Annotated in this window: 10 protein-coding genes; 4 read left to right on the top strand and 6 right to left on the bottom strand. The window is 71.6% G+C overall.

Annotated features, from left to right (window positions below; all coding sequences use genetic code 11):
• Positions 1-54 precede the first annotated feature (54 nt).
• From O7619_RS15775 to O7619_RS15765, 3 genes are all read left to right on the top strand, one after another.
• Entirely contained in the window at positions 55-1,599 is a 1,545-nt protein-coding gene (locus O7619_RS15775) for an NAD(P)-binding domain-containing protein (RefSeq protein ID WP_282281641.1), read from the top strand.
• Complete coding sequence (locus O7619_RS15770; RefSeq protein ID WP_282281640.1) at positions 1,589-3,040, top strand: fatty acid--CoA ligase family protein; 1,452 nt, start codon at positions 1,589-1,591, stop codon at positions 3,038-3,040. Before O7619_RS15775 ends, O7619_RS15770 begins: the two co-directional genes overlap by 11 nt.
• A gap of 122 nt (positions 3,041-3,162) precedes the next feature.
• Entirely contained in the window at positions 3,163-4,677 is a 1,515-nt protein-coding gene (locus O7619_RS15765; RefSeq protein WP_282281639.1) for a cellulose binding domain-containing protein, read from the top strand.
• 57 nt (positions 4,678-4,734) lie between these two features.
• Here the strand turns inward: O7619_RS15765 and O7619_RS15760 are convergent, their stop codons facing one another.
• Complete coding sequence (locus O7619_RS15760; RefSeq protein ID WP_282281638.1) at positions 4,735-7,140, bottom strand: helix-turn-helix domain-containing protein; 2,406 nt, start codon at positions 7,138-7,140, stop codon at positions 4,735-4,737.
• A 341-nt stretch (positions 7,141-7,481) separates the two neighbouring features.
• Between O7619_RS15760 and O7619_RS15755 the strand changes: the two genes are divergently transcribed.
• Positions 7,482-8,870 carry a hypothetical protein gene (locus tag O7619_RS15755; RefSeq protein WP_282281637.1) on the top strand — a complete coding sequence of 463 codons (1,389 nt, stop codon included), beginning with the start codon at positions 7,482-7,484 and terminating at the stop codon, positions 8,868-8,870.
• A 230-nt stretch (positions 8,871-9,100) separates the two neighbouring features.
• Here the strand turns inward: O7619_RS15755 and O7619_RS15750 are convergent, their stop codons facing one another.
• The 5 genes from O7619_RS15750 to O7619_RS15730 all read right to left on the bottom strand — a co-directional run bounded on the left by O7619_RS15750 (position 9,101) and on the right by O7619_RS15730 (position 15,856).
• Positions 9,101-11,065, bottom strand: coding sequence for a right-handed parallel beta-helix repeat-containing protein (locus tag O7619_RS15750; protein ID WP_282281636.1), 1,965 nt, complete (start codon positions 11,063-11,065; stop codon positions 9,101-9,103).
• A 54-nt stretch (positions 11,066-11,119) separates the two neighbouring features.
• The gene (locus tag O7619_RS15745) at positions 11,120-12,703 is read right to left on the bottom strand and encodes a CocE/NonD family hydrolase (RefSeq protein WP_282281635.1); all 1,584 of its coding nucleotides are present in this window, start codon (positions 12,701-12,703) and stop codon (positions 11,120-11,122) included.
• A 5-nt stretch (positions 12,704-12,708) separates the two neighbouring features.
• Positions 12,709-13,578 carry a carbohydrate ABC transporter permease gene (locus O7619_RS15740; protein WP_282281634.1) on the bottom strand — a complete coding sequence of 290 codons (870 nt, stop codon included), beginning with the start codon at positions 13,576-13,578 and terminating at the stop codon, positions 12,709-12,711.
• On the bottom strand, positions 13,575-14,528 hold the full coding sequence (locus tag O7619_RS15735) for a sugar ABC transporter permease (protein ID WP_282288845.1): 954 nt from the start codon (positions 14,526-14,528) through the stop codon (positions 13,575-13,577). The genes O7619_RS15740 and O7619_RS15735 overlap by 4 nt, the downstream gene beginning before the upstream one ends.
• A gap of 71 nt (positions 14,529-14,599) precedes the next feature.
• Positions 14,600-15,856 (bottom strand): extracellular solute-binding protein, encoded by a 1,257-nt coding sequence (locus tag O7619_RS15730; RefSeq protein WP_282281633.1) that lies wholly within the window; start codon positions 15,854-15,856, stop codon positions 14,600-14,602.
• Positions 15,857-15,960 lie beyond the last annotated feature (104 nt).

The following is a 15,960-nucleotide window of genomic DNA, read 5'->3' as shown; positions in this document are numbered from 1 at the left end:
CCCTAGAGACGAATTCTCAGAACGCTCTGAGATCGGGTCGCTAGATTGCGCCGCATGACGCTCGACTATCTGATCATCGGAGCCGGACCGGCCGGGCTGCAGCTCGCTCACCTGCTCGAGCGCGACGGCCGCGACTATCTGGTCCTGGAGGCCGGCTCAGCGCCGGGCACGTTCTTCGCCACCTATCCCCGGCACCGGCAGCTCATCTCGATCAACAAGGTCTGGACCGGCTCCGACGATCCGGAGTTCAACCTGCGCGCGGACTGGAACTCCCTGCTCACCGACGATCCGGCCCTGCTGTTCAAGAACTACAGCAGGAGCTACTTCCCGGCCGCCGCGGACCTGCTGCGCTACCTCGCCGACGTCGCCCGCGGCCTGCGGATCAGATACGACACCCGGGTCACCCGGATCGCGCGCGACGGCGACGGGTTCGCCGTCCACACCGGCGACGACACCGTCACCGCCCGCCGCGTGGTCGTCGCCACCGGCCTGTCCCAGTTGTACGTCCCGCCGATCGAGGGCGCCGAACTCGCCGAACGCTACGACACCGTGAGCGTCGACCCGGACGACTTCACCAACCAGCGCGTCCTCATCATCGGCAAGGGCAACTCGGCGTTCGAGACCGCGGACGCGCTCGTCGGGACGGCCGCGGTCATCCACGTCGCCGGCCCGCACTCGATCAGACTGGCGTGGCAGACGCACTACGTCGGGCACCTGCGCGCGGTGAACAACAACTTCCTCGACACCTATCAGCTCAAGTCGCAGAACGCGGTCCTCGACGGCACCGTGGAGCGGATCGCCCGGCGCGACGACGGCGGCTACCGGATCGACTTCCGGTACGCCCGCAGCGTCGAGGCGATCCGGCGGATCGACTACGACCGGGTCATCCTCTGCACCGGATTCCGGTTCGACGCCAGCATCTTCGACCCGTCCGCCCGGCCCCGGCTCGTCATCAACGACCGCTTCCCCGAGCAGACCTCGGCGTACGAGGCGGTGAACGTACCCGACCTGCACTTCGTCGGCACCCTCACCCAACAGCGCGACTTCAAGCGCTCGACGAGCGGGTTCATCCACGGATTCCGGTACGGCGTGCGGGCCCTGCACCGGATTCTCAACGCCCGCCACCACGACACCCCGTGGCCGGCCACGCCCCTGGACAGCACCCCGGAGGCGATCGCCGAGGCGATCATCGCCCGGATCAACCGCACCTCGGCCCTGTGGCAGCAGTTCGCCGTCCTCGGCGACGTCGTCGTCATCTCCGGCGCCACCGCGCTCTACCACGAGGAGGTGCCGGTCGCCTACCTGCACGACGGCGGCCTGGGCCCGGAACCGTTCGCGTTCGTGGTGACGCTGGAGTACGGGCCGGACCACGACCAGGTCGACCCCTTCGACATCACGGTGCCGAGGATCGCCGAGAACGACGCCGCGCACGCGCACGACGCCAGCTACCTGCACCCGGTCGTACGGGTCCATCGCGGTGGCCGGGTCGTCGCGGCGCACCACCTCGCGGAGAACCTGGAGAACGACTGGGACCTGCCGGACGTCCACCACCAGCCGCTCGTGCTCTTCGTCAAGGGCGTGCTCTCCGATGCCGGGTGAGATCTGGCCGCAGCCCGTGCTGGACCTGCTCGCCGCCGGCGACGACCGGCCGGTCTTCGAGGAGGGTGACCGGATCGTCAGCACCGCCCAGATGTCCCGGCTGGTCCGTCGCGTCGCCGCCGGGCTCCGCGCCGCCGGGGCCGGCCCCGGCACCGGGGTGGCCCTGCGGCTCGGCGTCACCGCGGAGGCGTTCGCGACGGTCATCGCGGCGTTCGCGGTCGGCGCGCGGGTCTCCGGGATCCGCCCCGACCTGACACCGGCGCACGGCACCCGGCAACCCGACGGGCACACGCTGCTCGTCGACGACGCCCGGGCCGCCGAACTGGCCGCCACCGCCGACGACGGACGGACGCTGATCGCCGCCGGACGTCCGGACGACGTCGCCCGGATCACCTGGACCAGCGGCAGCACCGGCCGCCCGAAGGGCTGCGCGCAGACGTACGCGGCGATGAGCGCGGCCTGGGCGCCGTACCCGGATCGTTGGCCCCCGGCGATCGCCGACCTCGCCACCCGGCTCCAGCGTTATCTCGTCTTCGGTTCGCTGAGCAGCCAGGTGATGCTGGAGTACGGCATCCTCACCCTGGCCGCCGGCGGCACGCTTGTCGCGGCCCGGCCCCCGGGTTTCCCCGGCATGATCGCCCGGCATCGGGCGACCGCCAGTGTGATCACCGTGGGCAAGTTGTACCAACTCGTGCGCGACCAGCGCACCGATCCGGCCGACCTGAGCAGTCTGCGGGCCCTGATGGTCTCCGGCTCGCCGCTCCCGCCGGGCCGGCTCGCCGAGGCGCTCGACGTGCTCGGCCCGGTGATCTTCCACGGCTACGGACAGACCGAGACCGGCATGATCACGATGGTGACGCCGGCCGAGATGCTGGCGTGCCCGGCGACCCTCGCCTCGGTCGGCCGACCACCCGCGGTGACCGAACTGTCCATCCGGGACGTCGACGGCCGTCCCGCCACCGAGGGGGAACTCTTCGTCCGGACACCGGCGCAGGCCGCCGCCTACTGGGCGGATCCGGCCGAGACCGCCGGCGTCTTCGTCGACGGCTGGGTCCGCACCCGTGACCTGGCCCGGCTGGACGGCGACGGCTACCTGCACCTGCTCGGCCGGACCCGGGACGTCATCATCGTGCAGGCCAACCTGGTGTACGCCGGCCCGATCGAGCGGGTGCTCGCCGCGGATGCCACGGTCGCCGAGGCGTACGTCGTCGGCCGCCCCGACGACGTCACCGGGGAGGCGGTGCACGCGTACGTGGTCCCGGCCGCCGGTCGCGCACCGGATGCCGGACGGCTGCGTGCCCTGGTGAAGGAGGCGCTCGGGGAGCTGTCGGTCCCGCAGACGATCCGGTGCATCGACCGGGTTCCGGTGGGGCCGACCGGCAAGCCGGACAAACGCGCCCTGGCGCGCATGACGATGGGCGACGACGTCGCGGTGGCCTAGGGTCCGCGGGCGGGCAGCCCCGCCGGGGAGTGGAGCGACGCACCGGCCGATCCTCCGGCAGGTCCACTCGTGCCGGGCGTCCTGCCTGTCCCCCGGCATCGACCGTTGCTTGACTCACCGTCATGACAGACATTCGGAAAGCGATCGCCCGGGTGGTGATCGCCGGGACGGTGGTCGGCGCGACGGCGCTCACCGGTCCCTCGGCCGTGCACGCAGGCTCCGGCCAGCCGGAGACGGCCGGATCCGCGGAGACCATCCTCGACCTCGTCCCGGCCCCGACGCTGGCCCGGATGGTCGCCCAGGCCCCGCTGGTGGACGCGGCCAACGTCATCCGCACCGCGGTGGAACGCGCTCCGGCGCGCGGCTACGCCGGCGTCGGCCTGGTCGACGACCATGTCACCCTGTGGTGGAAGGGCACGCCACCCACCGACATCGCCGCGGCCGTCACCGCCGCCCGCCACACCGCGCCCGTCGAGGTGGCCGCGGCCACCTACTCCCGCGCCGAACTGCGCACGGCCGCCGCCAGGCTCGCCCCGGCGGTGAAGGCCGGCCCGGCGGGCGCACGCCGTTCGGTCCGGCTGCGCACCGACGGGAGTGGCATCGAGATCGCCGTCGACCGCACCCCCGGCGCCGGCCTGCCGACGCTACCGGCCACCGGCGTCCGGACCCGCGTCGTCACACGCGACCGGATGGTCGAACGGTCGCGGGCCGACGACGCCGCGCCGTTCGACGGCGGGGCGGGCATCGGGTTCACCACGCCCGGATGCACCGCCGGCTTCGGCGTACGCGACGCGGACACCGACGCCGGCTACATCCTCACCGCCGAGCACTGCGGCGCGATCGGCTCACCCTGGCACGTCGGCTGGAACACCGCCACCGGCACCGGCACGCTCGTCGGCTACGCGGTCGACAGCAACGACGACCACGACACGATGATCATTTCGACGTCCGCACCCGGCGGCCACATCTACGTCGGCGGCCAGCACGACGAGGTCCGCGCCCGGGTGACCGGCTGGACCGAGGTCTTCCCCGGCCAACTGCTGTGCCAGTCCGGCTACACCTCCGCCGGCGTGCTGGGCGGTCCCGTCTGCGACCTGCGGGTCGACTACCACTACGACGACATCGAGGACCTCGTCGAGGCCACCCAGCTCGACGGCGACGAGGCCGCCCGGGGCGGCGACAGCGGCGGCCCGGTCTACGCCGTCAACGCCGACGGCACCGTGCTCGCCGCCGGCACCACCACCCGGTCGGCGGGCCCGGGCTTCGGATTCCAGGACTTCGCCACCGCCCGCGACGACTACGGCGACCTCGTACCGGCGACGGACGTCGCCAGCACCTGCCGGGTCTCCTTCGTCGTCACCGACTCGTGGAGCACCGGCTACGCCGCCAGCGTCACCGTCTACAACGACGGCCCGGCCGTCACCGGCTGGTCGCTGGGCTGGAGCTTCCCCGGCGGGCAGGTCGTCCAGGGCCACTGGAACGGTGTCTTCCAGCAGTCCGGCCCGCACGTGACCGTCACCAACGAGAGCCACAACGTCAGCATCCCGACCGGCGGCGCCGTGAACGTCGGCTTCACCGCGGACGGCACCCCCGCCACCCCGGCGCCGTTCACCCTCAACGGCACCATCTGCACCTGACCTGTCCACCGACACCGGGCCCCGCCGCGTCGCCGGCGGGGCCCGGCACGCGCGCGGTCAACCCTCCGCCAACTCGCATCGCAGCGTGGCGCGCAGCGTCCGCACCTCGGGCGCGTCCAGTTCGCCGCACCGGTCGAGTGCCCGCCGGCGCAGCCGGCGGGCGTCGGCGGCCCGGTCCGGAGTCGCGTCGGCCAGCGCGGCGAGCGCGTGCAGGGTCTGCGCCTCCCACCACGGGCAGGACAGCGCGGCATACAGCGCCAGCGCCGTCCGCAGCGCCTCGGCCGCCGCGTCGGCCTCACCCAACGCGCGGAGCGCCAGCCCGTACCGGTGGACGGCGTTGGCCTCGCTGAACGTCGCGCCGCTGCGGTGGAACACCCACCGGGCGCGGTTGTACTCGGCGGCGGCCTCCCACCACCGGCCCAGCCCGGCCAGGTCCGCACCGAGGCTCATCATCGCGCCGGCGCGGGCCACCGCCGCGCCGGTACGGCTGAGACCGTTGTCCCGGCCGTAGAACGCCAGCACCTCGCGGTGCAGGCCGGCCGCCTCGGTGAACCGGCCGAGGGAGGCCAGCGCCGCGCCCTGCACGCTGGCCGCGCTGTGCTCGCCGAGGGCGTACCCGATCTCGCGGAACAGTTCCACGGCCCGCCGGCCGTGGTCGACGGCGGACTCACCGCGGCCGGTCCGGACCTGGATCGCGGCGGTGTAGGTCAGCGCCCACGCCTCCTCCCGGCGGTCGCCGATCCGCCGGGCCAGCTCCAGCGCCCGGGTCAGCGCCGCCAGCCCGTCGGTGTTGCGGTCCCGGCAGAAGTACCGGGCCCAGCCCAGGAAGTTCAGCAGCACGGCTTCGTCGTGCGGGCTGCCGGCGGCCCGGGCCGCGGCCACTCCCAGCGAGAAGATCTCGTCCCAGGCGTGCCGGTGGCTGTTGGCGTCGGAATACCAGTGCAGCGCCCTGGCGACGGCGACCACGTCGGCGTGCCGACCGCGCCGGGCGGCGTCGCGCAGCGCCGCCAGCCAGTTGCCGGCCTCGCGGTCCAGCCAGTACGCCGCCGCCCGGTCGTCGTCGAACTCCGAGTCGGCCCGACCGACGCCCGGCTCGAACATCGCCCCGGCCTGTCGGGTACGCCTCAGCAGCCAGTCGACCATCCGATCGTGCGCCCGCGTCCGGGACGCCGGCTCCTCCTCGGCGTCGAGGCGTTCGGCGGCGTAGAGCCGGACCAGGTCGTGGAACTGGTACCGGTCGGTGAGGGTCCGGAGCACACCGGCCTCGACCAACTCTTCCAGCGCCGCCGCCGCGGTGTCGTCGTCGGTGCCGGCCACGGCCGCGACAAGCGCGGGTGCGAAGGTGGCGTCGGGAATCAGCGAGGCGCGCCGGAACACCCGCGCGGCCATCGGATCCAGTTGCCGATAGGAGACCTCGAAGGCGGACCGGATGTCCAGGTCGCCGGCGGTCAGCACGGTCAGCCGCCGCCGCTGGTCGAGAAGCAGGTCCACCAGCCGGCCGATCGACCAGTCCGGCCGGCTGGTGAGGCGGTTGCCGGCGATCCGCACGGCCAGCGGGAGCCCGCCGCACAGCGTGACGAGGTGGTCCGCGGCTGCCGGTTCGGCGGCGATCCGGTCGGCGCCGACGATCGCCGCCAGCAGCAGCCGACCGACCGCCGGGACGAGCAGGTCGAGCGGCAGGCGGACCGCACCGGCCAGACCGGCCAACGGACGCCGGCAGGTGACGAGCACGAGGCATCCCCGCCCGGCCGGCAGCAGTGGTCGTACCTGTGCCTCGTTCGCGGCGTTGTCCAGCACCACCAGCAGCGGCCGGTCCCGGGTCAGGGTGCGGAACAAGCCGGCCCGCTCGGACGGTGACACCGGCATCCGATCGGCCGGCACCCCGAGGGACCGCAACAGTCCGGCCAACGCCTCGGCCGGGTCGACCGGTCCGGCCGGCGGGGTGCCCTGCAGGTCGACGAAGAGCTGCCCGCCGGCGAAGGCCGGGCTGAGCCGATGTCCGGCCGCGACGGCGAGGCTGGTCTTGCCGATCCCGGGCGGCCCGTGCAGCACCACCACCGAGGTGGCGTCCGGGCGCCCGGCGGTCACGTCGGCGGCCAGCGTCGAGAGCCGTTCCAGGATCTCCGCCCGGCCGGCCAGGTCCGGAAGCTCGGCGGGCAGTTCCCCGGGTACGCTCGCCGCCGGGCGCTCGTGCGGCGCCGCCGGGCCGCCGTGCGGCTGCCGTTCGGCCCGGGCCAGAGCGGCGAACCGGTCACGATCCGCCCCGGCCAACCGCAGGGCGTCGGCGAGCAGCGCCACCGTCCGTCGTTGCGGGCTACGCACCCGGCCACGCTCCATCTCGCGGATGCCGCGGACGCTGGATCCGGCCGCCTCGGCAAGCTCCTCCTGGGTCAGCCCCCGCTCCAGGCGGAGGGTCCTGAGCACATCTCCGAACCGGTCGCGCTGCATCTGACTCGTGGGCATGGCTCCCCCAACCACCCGACGTCCGCGCTTACGTCACGCGCGCCGATGATGACATGCGCATGACGTAGAGCGAGACATTGTGGACGGAGTGTGAGCATTGCCATGCGAGCCAGGCGGCGGCCGAGGCAGAGGCGATCGAGCCGCAGACACCGGCCAAGGTCGACATCGCCGACGTACCCCCGGCCCCCTGCTACTGCTCGCTTACCATTGACGACAGTGAGTGGCGTACCGTCGCCGACGCCACCCTGGCCTGCCTCGGGAAGCAGTAGCTGTGAGCGCCTCCGAGAGGAAGGTTCGTCACGCCAACTCCACGTTTCCGTGGTCCAATCCGAGGAGGCACGATGGAGCAGCAGCCCCCTCGCCCACCTGCCTCGATCCGCCAGCGTCCCCTCTGGGGTCTGGTGTTAAAGGCGGTGGGGCTCGTCGCCCTGTCCCTCGGCATGACCTTCGGCAGCATCGGCTACGCGGGTCTACGTTCCGGCGGCAGCCGCGGCCTTCAACCAGTGCACCCCGTGCTGGCCGTTGCGCTGATGGCCGTGCTGCTGGGCTTCGGACGCTGGGCCTATCGGCAAGGATCCCGGCACCGCGCCCGGCTGCTGGAGCCGTTGACCACCGCCGAGGCCGAGCCGATCGTGTTGCTGCTGCGTTCGTTCGACGACGACCGACACCTGGCCCGGATCCAGGGCGGAGATCCGCGGCACGGCCCCTGGGCGGCGGCGCCCACCACCGAGGAGCAGCAACTGGGCAACGCCACGGCTGCGTTCGGCCGGATGGTGGCCCTCGGAAGCCCGCGCGACTCGCTGCCACCGGTCGGCGCCGGACGGGACTACGCCGGGGACGAGGAGTGGCGGGCCCGGGTGCTGGCGGGGCTGGCCCGGGCGCGACTCGTGCTGCTGATCGCCTCGCCGGGCGACGCCGTGCGGTGGGAGACCGAACGCGTCATCGAACGGAACCTGGCCCACCGGCTCGTCGTGATCATCACCGGTGACGGGCAACGATACGAGGCGTTCCGGACCGACCTCTCGGCGCGTTTCCCCCGCGGGCTTCCCGAGTACCGACCGGTGAAGCGCGCCAGCCACGTGAGGCCCTACGTCCAGGCCGTGGTGTGGTTCGACGCCGACTGGACACCGCATCTGGCGGCGCTGGGTGACGAAGGGGATCTCCGATCGATGATCATCAAGGTCGACCGTTGGGTCGAAACCGCTCTTCCACTGGCCATCTGGCCACTCTACGGGCGAGCCGGAATCCCTGTGCCGGGTCTGCCCAGCGAGCTGCGTACCCGCCCCTGGACGGTCCCGGCGGCCATCGCCCTGGCCGCCCCGGCCGTGGTGACCGTGGAGGCGCTGCTGATCAGATCCGCCCTGCACGGGAACGCGTGGAGCGCCGCGATCTCCGGCGTCCTGGCCCTGCTACTGATCCTGGTCGGTCGCCAGGTCTGGCGGGGTGGCTACTGGACGGTCCGGATGACGGCATTCTGCTCAGCCTTCTTCGGCGGCGGGCCGGCGCTGGCATCCCTGGTCACTCTGTTCCTCCGCGAAGGACCGTTCCGCTGGTGGCTCGCCTCTGCCGCTCTCGGCCTACTGGCCGCCGGCCTGCTGCTGGCGGGCCGGCCGGTCCGCGACTGGACGGCTTCCCTCGTCCTCTTCCAGCCCGGGGCGAAGACCGGGCCGGGGCCGGCGACAACCGGGCCGGGCGAGGCAGGAACCGCACAAACCTCCGGCCGGGGCTGACTCGCCCCGGCCCAGGCACAGGGAACAGGCTGATCGAGGTCGTTGGCGGAACCGCAGGCACCACGAGAGAGTCCCTGAAGGCGCAGGTGCAGCACCGCGTACTGCCTCGTGATCGCACCTCGGCGCCGGCGCTCGCCGCCAGGCCGGGCACCGCTACGGCGGGGATGCCATCGGGTCATCTCGATCCATACCGTGGCGCTCGGCGACGGGAAGGCGCCGGAGAACCGTCGTCAGAAGACGCGTGTCCGGCGCGCCCCGGACCGGAGGCCCGCGATCGGCCCGACGGCGCCGTCCCGTCCCGGTTGCCGGGTCGCGCCCGACAGGTCGACGTCCATGACGGCGGGGCTGCCGTCCACCTCCTCGAACTCCGCGTCGACGCAGCGGACCCGCTCCAGATCCCGGCCGGTGACCACACCGACCCGGGCCTCGTCGAACGCTTCGGGGAGATCGGTGACGAGCCAGACCGCGTCGCCCTCGGCCACGACTGTCGCGGTCGCGGCACCCAGCACCCACGGCTCGCGCTCGCCCGCGAACGGCCGGGCGCCCGCGGCGTAGGCGTTCGCGCGGGCGTACACCGGTTGTTTCACGTCGACGTATTTCTGCTGGTCGCTGGGGGGCTGGTCGGCGAGGCGGGCCAGGTACTCCGCGAACGACGCGGGATGGCCGTCGTATCCGGCGGTGCCAGCCAGCGTCGGCCCCTCGCTCTCCGCGCCCGCCCCGTAGGCCGCGCCCGGGTCGCCGCCCAGGAAGAGGTTCCCCACGTACCTGTCGTCGCCGCCGTAGATCACCGCGTACCCGGCGACCTGCGTGCTGTGCGGCAGGTGGTACGGCGTGGCACGGTCCAGCACCGGTTCCAGCCGTACCGTGCCACAGATCAGGTTGTGCACGAAGGCGCCGCCCTGGCTGAACAGCTCCAGCGCCGCGGGCGAGCCGAAGATGTTGTGCTCGACCAGGTAGGGGCCGTGGCTGACCTCGACGAAGAGGTCCCGGCAGTTGTCGTGGTAGACGTTGCGGGACAGCCGGGTGCCCTGCGCCTGCCAGTCCAGCCAGGTGCCGAGCGAGCAGCCGTGGATCCGGTTGTGCCGGATCACCACGTCGATGGCGGCGTGCAGCTTGATGCCGGCGATCTCGTACCCGTAGAACTCGCGCTTCACCCCGATGCGGTGGATGTGGTTGTCCTCGATCGTGGAGAACGCGCATCCGAGGTGACCCACGATCGCGTTCTGGCCGCAGTCGTAGATCGTGTTGCGCCGGATCACGTGCGAGCCGATGTGCTCCCGGTCCCATCCGATCCGGCGGGCCGCGAAGACGGACTCCACCTGGTACTGGTAGCCCGGCTTGTCACCGCGGAGAGACGAGTGGTTCCGCCCGGTCGAGCCCTCCTTCCCGATCGAGATCGCCGCGCACTTGGCGTCATGGATCACGTTGTCCTCGATGATCCACCCCTTCGCCCAGTTGGGCCCGATCAGGCCCGGCTGGTCGGCGGTCGGCGGCGCCCACGGGCTGGCCGCCTGCGCCAGCTCGAAGCCACGGACCGTGATGTGGTCCAGGTGCGGCTGTTCCGGGTAGAAGACGCTCCGCCGTACATTGATCTCCACCAGCTCCGTGTTCGGGTCGGCGCCCTGGAAGTTGGCCCAGATCGTCGTCTGCTCGCCGACTTCGGCATACCAGACGAGTGGGGTCTGGTCGGGATCACCGATCGGATGGGTCACCCTGGTCCAGGCGTCGAGGATCTCGGTGCGCCGGGGCGGATCGTCGACCTCCGCCCGGCTCGCCACCTCGAAGAAGCTCAGGCCGTTGAGATAGACGTCGCCGAGGTGCCGGCGTGGCGCGTCCTCGCCGGACACGAGCCAGTCGCCGGCCACCTCCTCGACGAACGGGTTGAACGAGCCGAACAGCGCGTTGTCGACGACCGCCCGCCATACCGTCCCGCCGCACGGCGCCCAGCCCGTGACGCGCTCCGATCCCTTGATCACCACGTGCTCGCCGGGCGCCGCCTCGTAGGTGATGCGGCGGAGGTCGCTGAGGCCGCCGTGGCGTGGCTTCACCCACTCGCGGTACTCCCCCGCGTGCACCACCACGGTGTCACCGGGCTGCGCGACGCCGGCCGCCCGGTTGATCGTCCGGAACGGCCGCTCGGCGCAGCCGTCGGCGCGGTCCGAACCGGTGGTCGCCACATGGAACACGGATGTCATCCGGGGAGTCCTCCTGGTCGAGTGGTGCACGTAGCCGCCGACACGGTCGCCCGCTCACGTCCACACCGGCAGGTCGAGCCGGGACGGGTGAGCGCCGCCGTGGGAGATCTCCTGATGCGCCCGTACGGTGGTGGCCGCGGTGGCGGCAGGCGCGCCGCTGCCGGGATTGCGGGCGTAGCGCGGATGTGCGCCGGAGCTGACCTGCACGCCGACGCGGTGGCCGGCGGCGAAGCGGTGGAACGCCGGCCACAGCGGCACCTCCAGCTCGACGAAACCGTCCGCGTCGGGCCGCGGGTCGGTGGCCGCGGTGCCGACGCCGCCGACGCGGCGGATGCCGTCGCACACGCTCATGGAGCGGCCGTCGGGGTGCACGTCGCAGATCCGGATGAACACGTCCGCGCTGGCCGCCGTCGAGCGGAACCGGACCCGGGCGATCGGCTCCCCGGCGAGGACGACCGCGTGGCCGAGCGGTGGACTGCGGAAGACGGCCACGTCCGCCCGGCGTTCGTGGGCGCGGTTGTCGACCGGTCCGGCGGCCAGGCCGGGACCACCGAGCGCGGGTGTGGGCCGGTCGGGATCGTAGGTGTAGCCGGTGCTGCCGCCGTTGGGGACGGCCACGTCGAGCCGCCCGCGCGGATGCAGGTACCACCGCCGCGCGGCGGTGCCCGGCGGTGGCCACGCGGGTAGGTCGTGCCACCGTTGCGCGCCGGTGAGGAAGGCGCGCACGGGCGCCGGTCGGGTCGCGGGCGCGCCGGCGAAGTGTTCCTTGAGGAACGCGATCGACTCGGCGAGAAACGGGCTCTGCTCGCTGCCGTGATCCCACGGGCCGATGGTGAGCCGCGGCGGGCGGCCGGCCGCGGCGAGCTGGGCGTAGTTGCGCAACTGCCAGGGCAGGAAGATGTCGTACCAGCCGGTGGCCAGGTAGACGGGTGCGGTGACGTCGGGCACCGACGCGGTGTGCGACTGCCGGGTCCAGTAGTCGTCGGTGAGCTTCTCGTGGGCCAGCCAGTCCTGGTACCAGGCGATCGGGTGGCCGGCCACGGCGGTGTCGCCGTGGGACAGGGGCAGCACGTCGAAGGCTTCGGCGAGCTTCCGGTCCGGCCGCCGCGCGAGCCACGCCCGGACCAGGGCGCCGCGCATGCCGCGTAACGCCATCCGGCGCGACCAGCCGAGCGAGCCGGCCAGCGAGAACGCGCCCCGGTTCCAGGTGACCGCGCCGAAGTCGGCCATCGTGACGTTCAGGCACAGGGCGTCCGGGGCGTTCCCGGGGTCGTCGCGGCACATCCGTCCCGCCACCGCCCACTGGGTGTAGCCGAGGTAGCTCTCCCCGTAGGTCGCGACCGTGCCGGTGAACCAGGGCTGGCGGCGTACCCACCTGTGGGTGGCCATGCCGTCCCGCTGCTCGTCGAGCTGCGGCCGGAAGCGGCCACCGGAGCCGCCCGTGCCGCGGCAGCTCTGCACCAGGACCGTGAAGCCCGCGCCCGCCAGCGCCGGCGCGTGGGTGAGGGAGCCGTGCCGGCCGTACGGCGAACGGACGACGACGGTGGGCAGCCGCGGTTCCGCCGCGCCGACCGGCAGGTGGAGGTCGGCGAGCAGCTCGACGCCGTCGTCCATCGGCACGCGCAGCCCGCGCCGCACGGACCTCACCCCTTGAACGCGCCTTCCATGATGCCCTGCACCAGCCGGCGCCCGACGAAGACGAACAACACCAGCAGCGGGATGGTGGCCAGGAAGGAGCCGGACATCGCCAGGCCCAGATCGATGTCCCGGTTCTGCTGGAGGGCCTTTATGGCGATCTGGACGGTGTAGTTCTCCGGCGACTTCAGGACGATGAACGGCCACAGGAAGTCGTTCCACGCGTAGACGAACGTGAACAGCCCCAGCACGTACGCCGCCGGGCGGACGATCGGGAACGCGATCCGCCAGAAGATCTGCCCGGTGGTCGCGCCGTCCACCCGCGCCGCCTGCATCAGCTCGTCGTTGATGGTGGCGCCGATGTGCTGGCGCATCCAGAAGATGCCGAACGCGCTGACCAGCCCCGGCACGATCACCGCCTGAAGGGTGTCCACCCACTCCAACTGGGAGATGATCAGGTACTGCGGCACCACGGCCAACTGCGCCGGCACCGTCATGGTCAGCACCACGATGAGGAACAGCGTGTTGCGGCCGGGGAAGGAGAGCTTGGCGAAGGCGAAGCCGGCCAACGCGCAGAGCACCGCCTGACCCACGGCGATCGTGGTGGCGACGATGAGGCTGTTGAGCAGGGACTGCACGAACGGCACGATGGTGAAGACCAGATCCGCCAGGTGCAGGAAGTTGCCGCCGGGGGTGATCGTCGGCGGGAGGGTCGTCGCGGTGGCGGAGTCCGTCGTCGCCACCACGAACATCCAGTAGAGCGGGAAGACGCTGCCGAGCGCCATGAGGGTGAGCAGCGCGTACACCGAGATCGGGACGCGGTTGGCCGAGCGCCGCCGGGTCCGCGTGGGCGCGGCGGTCGAGGGTACGGGCTTCACGGGCGCTCCGAACGGATGCGGGTGGCCAGCAGATAGTTGAGTCCGGAGAAGGCCACCACGATGACGAAGAGCGCGACGCCGACCGCCGCGCCGTAGCCGAAGTGGAACTGGCCGAAGGACTGCTCGTAGAGGTAGAGGGTGACGGTCTGACACTGCCGCGCCGCCCCGCACGTGAGTCCGCCCACCGGGTTGGCCAGCAGCGGCTCGGTGAAGACCTGCAACCCGCCGATGGTCGACGTCACGACGGTGAACAGGATGATCGGCCGTAACGAGGGGATGCTGATGTGGGTGAACTGTTTCCAGCCGCCCGCGCCGTCGGCGGCGGCGGCCTCGTACAGTTCCCGGGGCACCGCCTGTAGCGCGGCGAGGTACAGCAGGGTGTTGTATCCGGTCCAGCGCCAGGCGATCATCGTGGCGATCATGATGTGGCTGCCCCACAGCGACGCGGTGAAGTCGATGTGCGCGAAGCCCAGCAGCCCGAGGATCCAGTTGATCATGCCGTAGTCCCGGTCGAACATCTGGGCGAAGACGATGGTCGTGGCCGCCACCGAGGTGACGTAGGGCACGAGCACCGACATCCGGAACAACGCGGCCAGCCGCAGCCGGGCGTGGTTGAGCAGGTGCGCCAGGCCGAGCGCCAGGAGCAACTGCGGCACCGTCGACAGCACCCAGATGCTGAACGTGTTCCGCAGCGCCCCCCAGAAGCGCGGGTCGTGCAGGAGTTCGGTGAAGTTGTCCAACCCCACGAAGCGGTGCTCGCCGATGGGATCCCAGTCGAACAACGAGATGTAGAAGGTGAACAGCAACGGGAAGAGACCGAAGATCAGGAAGAGCACGAAGAACGGCGAGATGTACGCGTACGGCGTCAGGAACTCCCGTACGCCCTGCCGGATCCGCCGCCTGCGATCGGGTCGCCGGACCTCCGGTGCGGCCGTGGCCGGGGTGAGCATGGTGGTCAAAGCGTCACCTTCCCGAGGTGCGGCAGCCGGACCGGATCCGGCCGCCGCACGTCAGCGCTCCGTCATTCGCGTACGGCGTTCTTGACATTTGTCAGCGCGGTGTTCCAGGCGTTCGCCGGATCCACCTTGCCCTGCTCGACGCTGGTGAGCGTGTTGAGCAACTCGGTGCCGATGGGGCCGTCCTGCGGACCGAAGTAGAAGGGCTTGATCCCCAGCACCGACTGCGTGTAGATCTTGCCGATCGGCGCGTTGCTGAAGAACGGGTCGGTCTTTCCGACCAACTGCGGGTCCGTGTAGACCGACGGCGTGGTGGGCAGCGATCCCTGCAACAGGAAGTGGTCGAGCTGGCCCTTCGGCGACTGCATCTCGGAGATGTAGTTCCACGCCGCCTTCGCGTTCTTGGCGCGCTTGGGGATGGCGAGGAAGCTGCCGCCCCAGTTTCCCGAGCCACCGGGGATGGTGGCGATGTCCCACTTGCCGTCCGTCTCGGGGGCGTTCGTCTTCATCTGGCTGAGCATCCAGGACGGCGAGCACACCACCGCGTAGTCGCCCTTCTTCATGGCCGCGGTCCAGCCGGACGAGAACGACGTCTGCTTGGCGGAGATGCCCGCGCCGAAGGCCTTCAGCGTCACGTCGAACGCCGCCTTGACCTGGTCGTTGTCGTAGTCGAGCTTGCGGTCGGCGCTGTAGTAGCGCTGGCTGCCCTGGTTGACCGCCTGGAAGAAGACGCTCGTCGGCGTGTTGTCCACGAACGGCTTCCCGGTCTGCTGGACGTACTTCTTGCCGACGTCGATGAACTCGTCCCACGTCGGCCAGAGCTTGGCGACCTCGTCCCGGTCGGTGGGCAGACCGGCCGCCTTGAACAGATCGGTGCGGTACGCGACCGCGAGGCCGCCGACGTCTGTCGGCACACCGATGATCTTGCCGTCCTGGGTGGTCGACTGCGCCATCACCCAGTCGAGGTAGTTCCCCTTGATGTCGCCCGCGCCGAGCGTGGTGAGGTCGACGAAGTTGTCCGGAGACTGCATGAACTTCGGCAGGTCGTCGGCCTGGATCAGCACCAGGTCGGGCACCTTGCCGCCGGCCAGCGCGGCGGTGAGCGCCTGCGCGGTCTCGGTCGTGCTGCCCACCTCGGTGAGCTTGACGTGCACATCCGGGTGCGCCTTGGTGTAGACGTCGACGTCGGCCTTCTGGTTGATGTTGGCAAAGGACCAGAACTCGAAGGTGTTGGAGTCGGACTTGCCGTCTGATCCCCCACAGCCGGCGAGGAGGAGCGCGGCGGTGGCGAAGACGGCTGCGGTGGTCCGGACGCGATTCAACGGCCCTCCATCGGTGATCGTGAGCGGCGGTGGTCGGGTGACCGCGGCGAATCAGGGCGACGATCGCCACCTCCGAAACTTATCGAGAAATTTACATGCCCTGA

The sequence above is a fragment of the Micromonospora sp. WMMD998 genome, from assembly GCF_029581235.1.
In the GTDB taxonomy this organism is placed as follows: Bacteria; Actinomycetota; Actinomycetes; order Mycobacteriales; family Micromonosporaceae; genus Micromonospora.
Note: the sequence above shows the minus strand (reverse complement) of the source record. Positions and strands in the feature narration are given on the sequence as shown.

Bases quoted from the DNA above. Each gene is read 5' to 3' on its own strand.
- O7619_RS15775 (WP_282281641.1), top strand. From the start codon at position 55: ATGACGCTCGACTATCTGATCATCGGAGCCGGACCGGCCGGGCTGCAG.
- O7619_RS15770 (WP_282281640.1), top strand. From the start codon at position 1,589: ATGCCGGGTGAGATCTGGCCGCAGCCCGTGCTGGACCTGCTCGCCGCC.
- O7619_RS15765 (WP_282281639.1), top strand. From the start codon at position 3,163: ATGACAGACATTCGGAAAGCGATCGCCCGGGTGGTGATCGCCGGGACG.
- O7619_RS15760 (WP_282281638.1), bottom strand. From the start codon at position 7,140: ATGCCCACGAGTCAGATGCAGCGCGACCGGTTCGGAGATGTGCTCAGG.
- O7619_RS15755 (WP_282281637.1), top strand. From the start codon at position 7,482: ATGGAGCAGCAGCCCCCTCGCCCACCTGCCTCGATCCGCCAGCGTCCC.
- O7619_RS15750 (WP_282281636.1), bottom strand. From the start codon at position 11,065: ATGACATCCGTGTTCCATGTGGCGACCACCGGTTCGGACCGCGCCGAC.
- O7619_RS15735 (WP_282288845.1), bottom strand. From the start codon at position 14,528: ATGCTCACCCCGGCCACGGCCGCACCGGAGGTCCGGCGACCCGATCGC.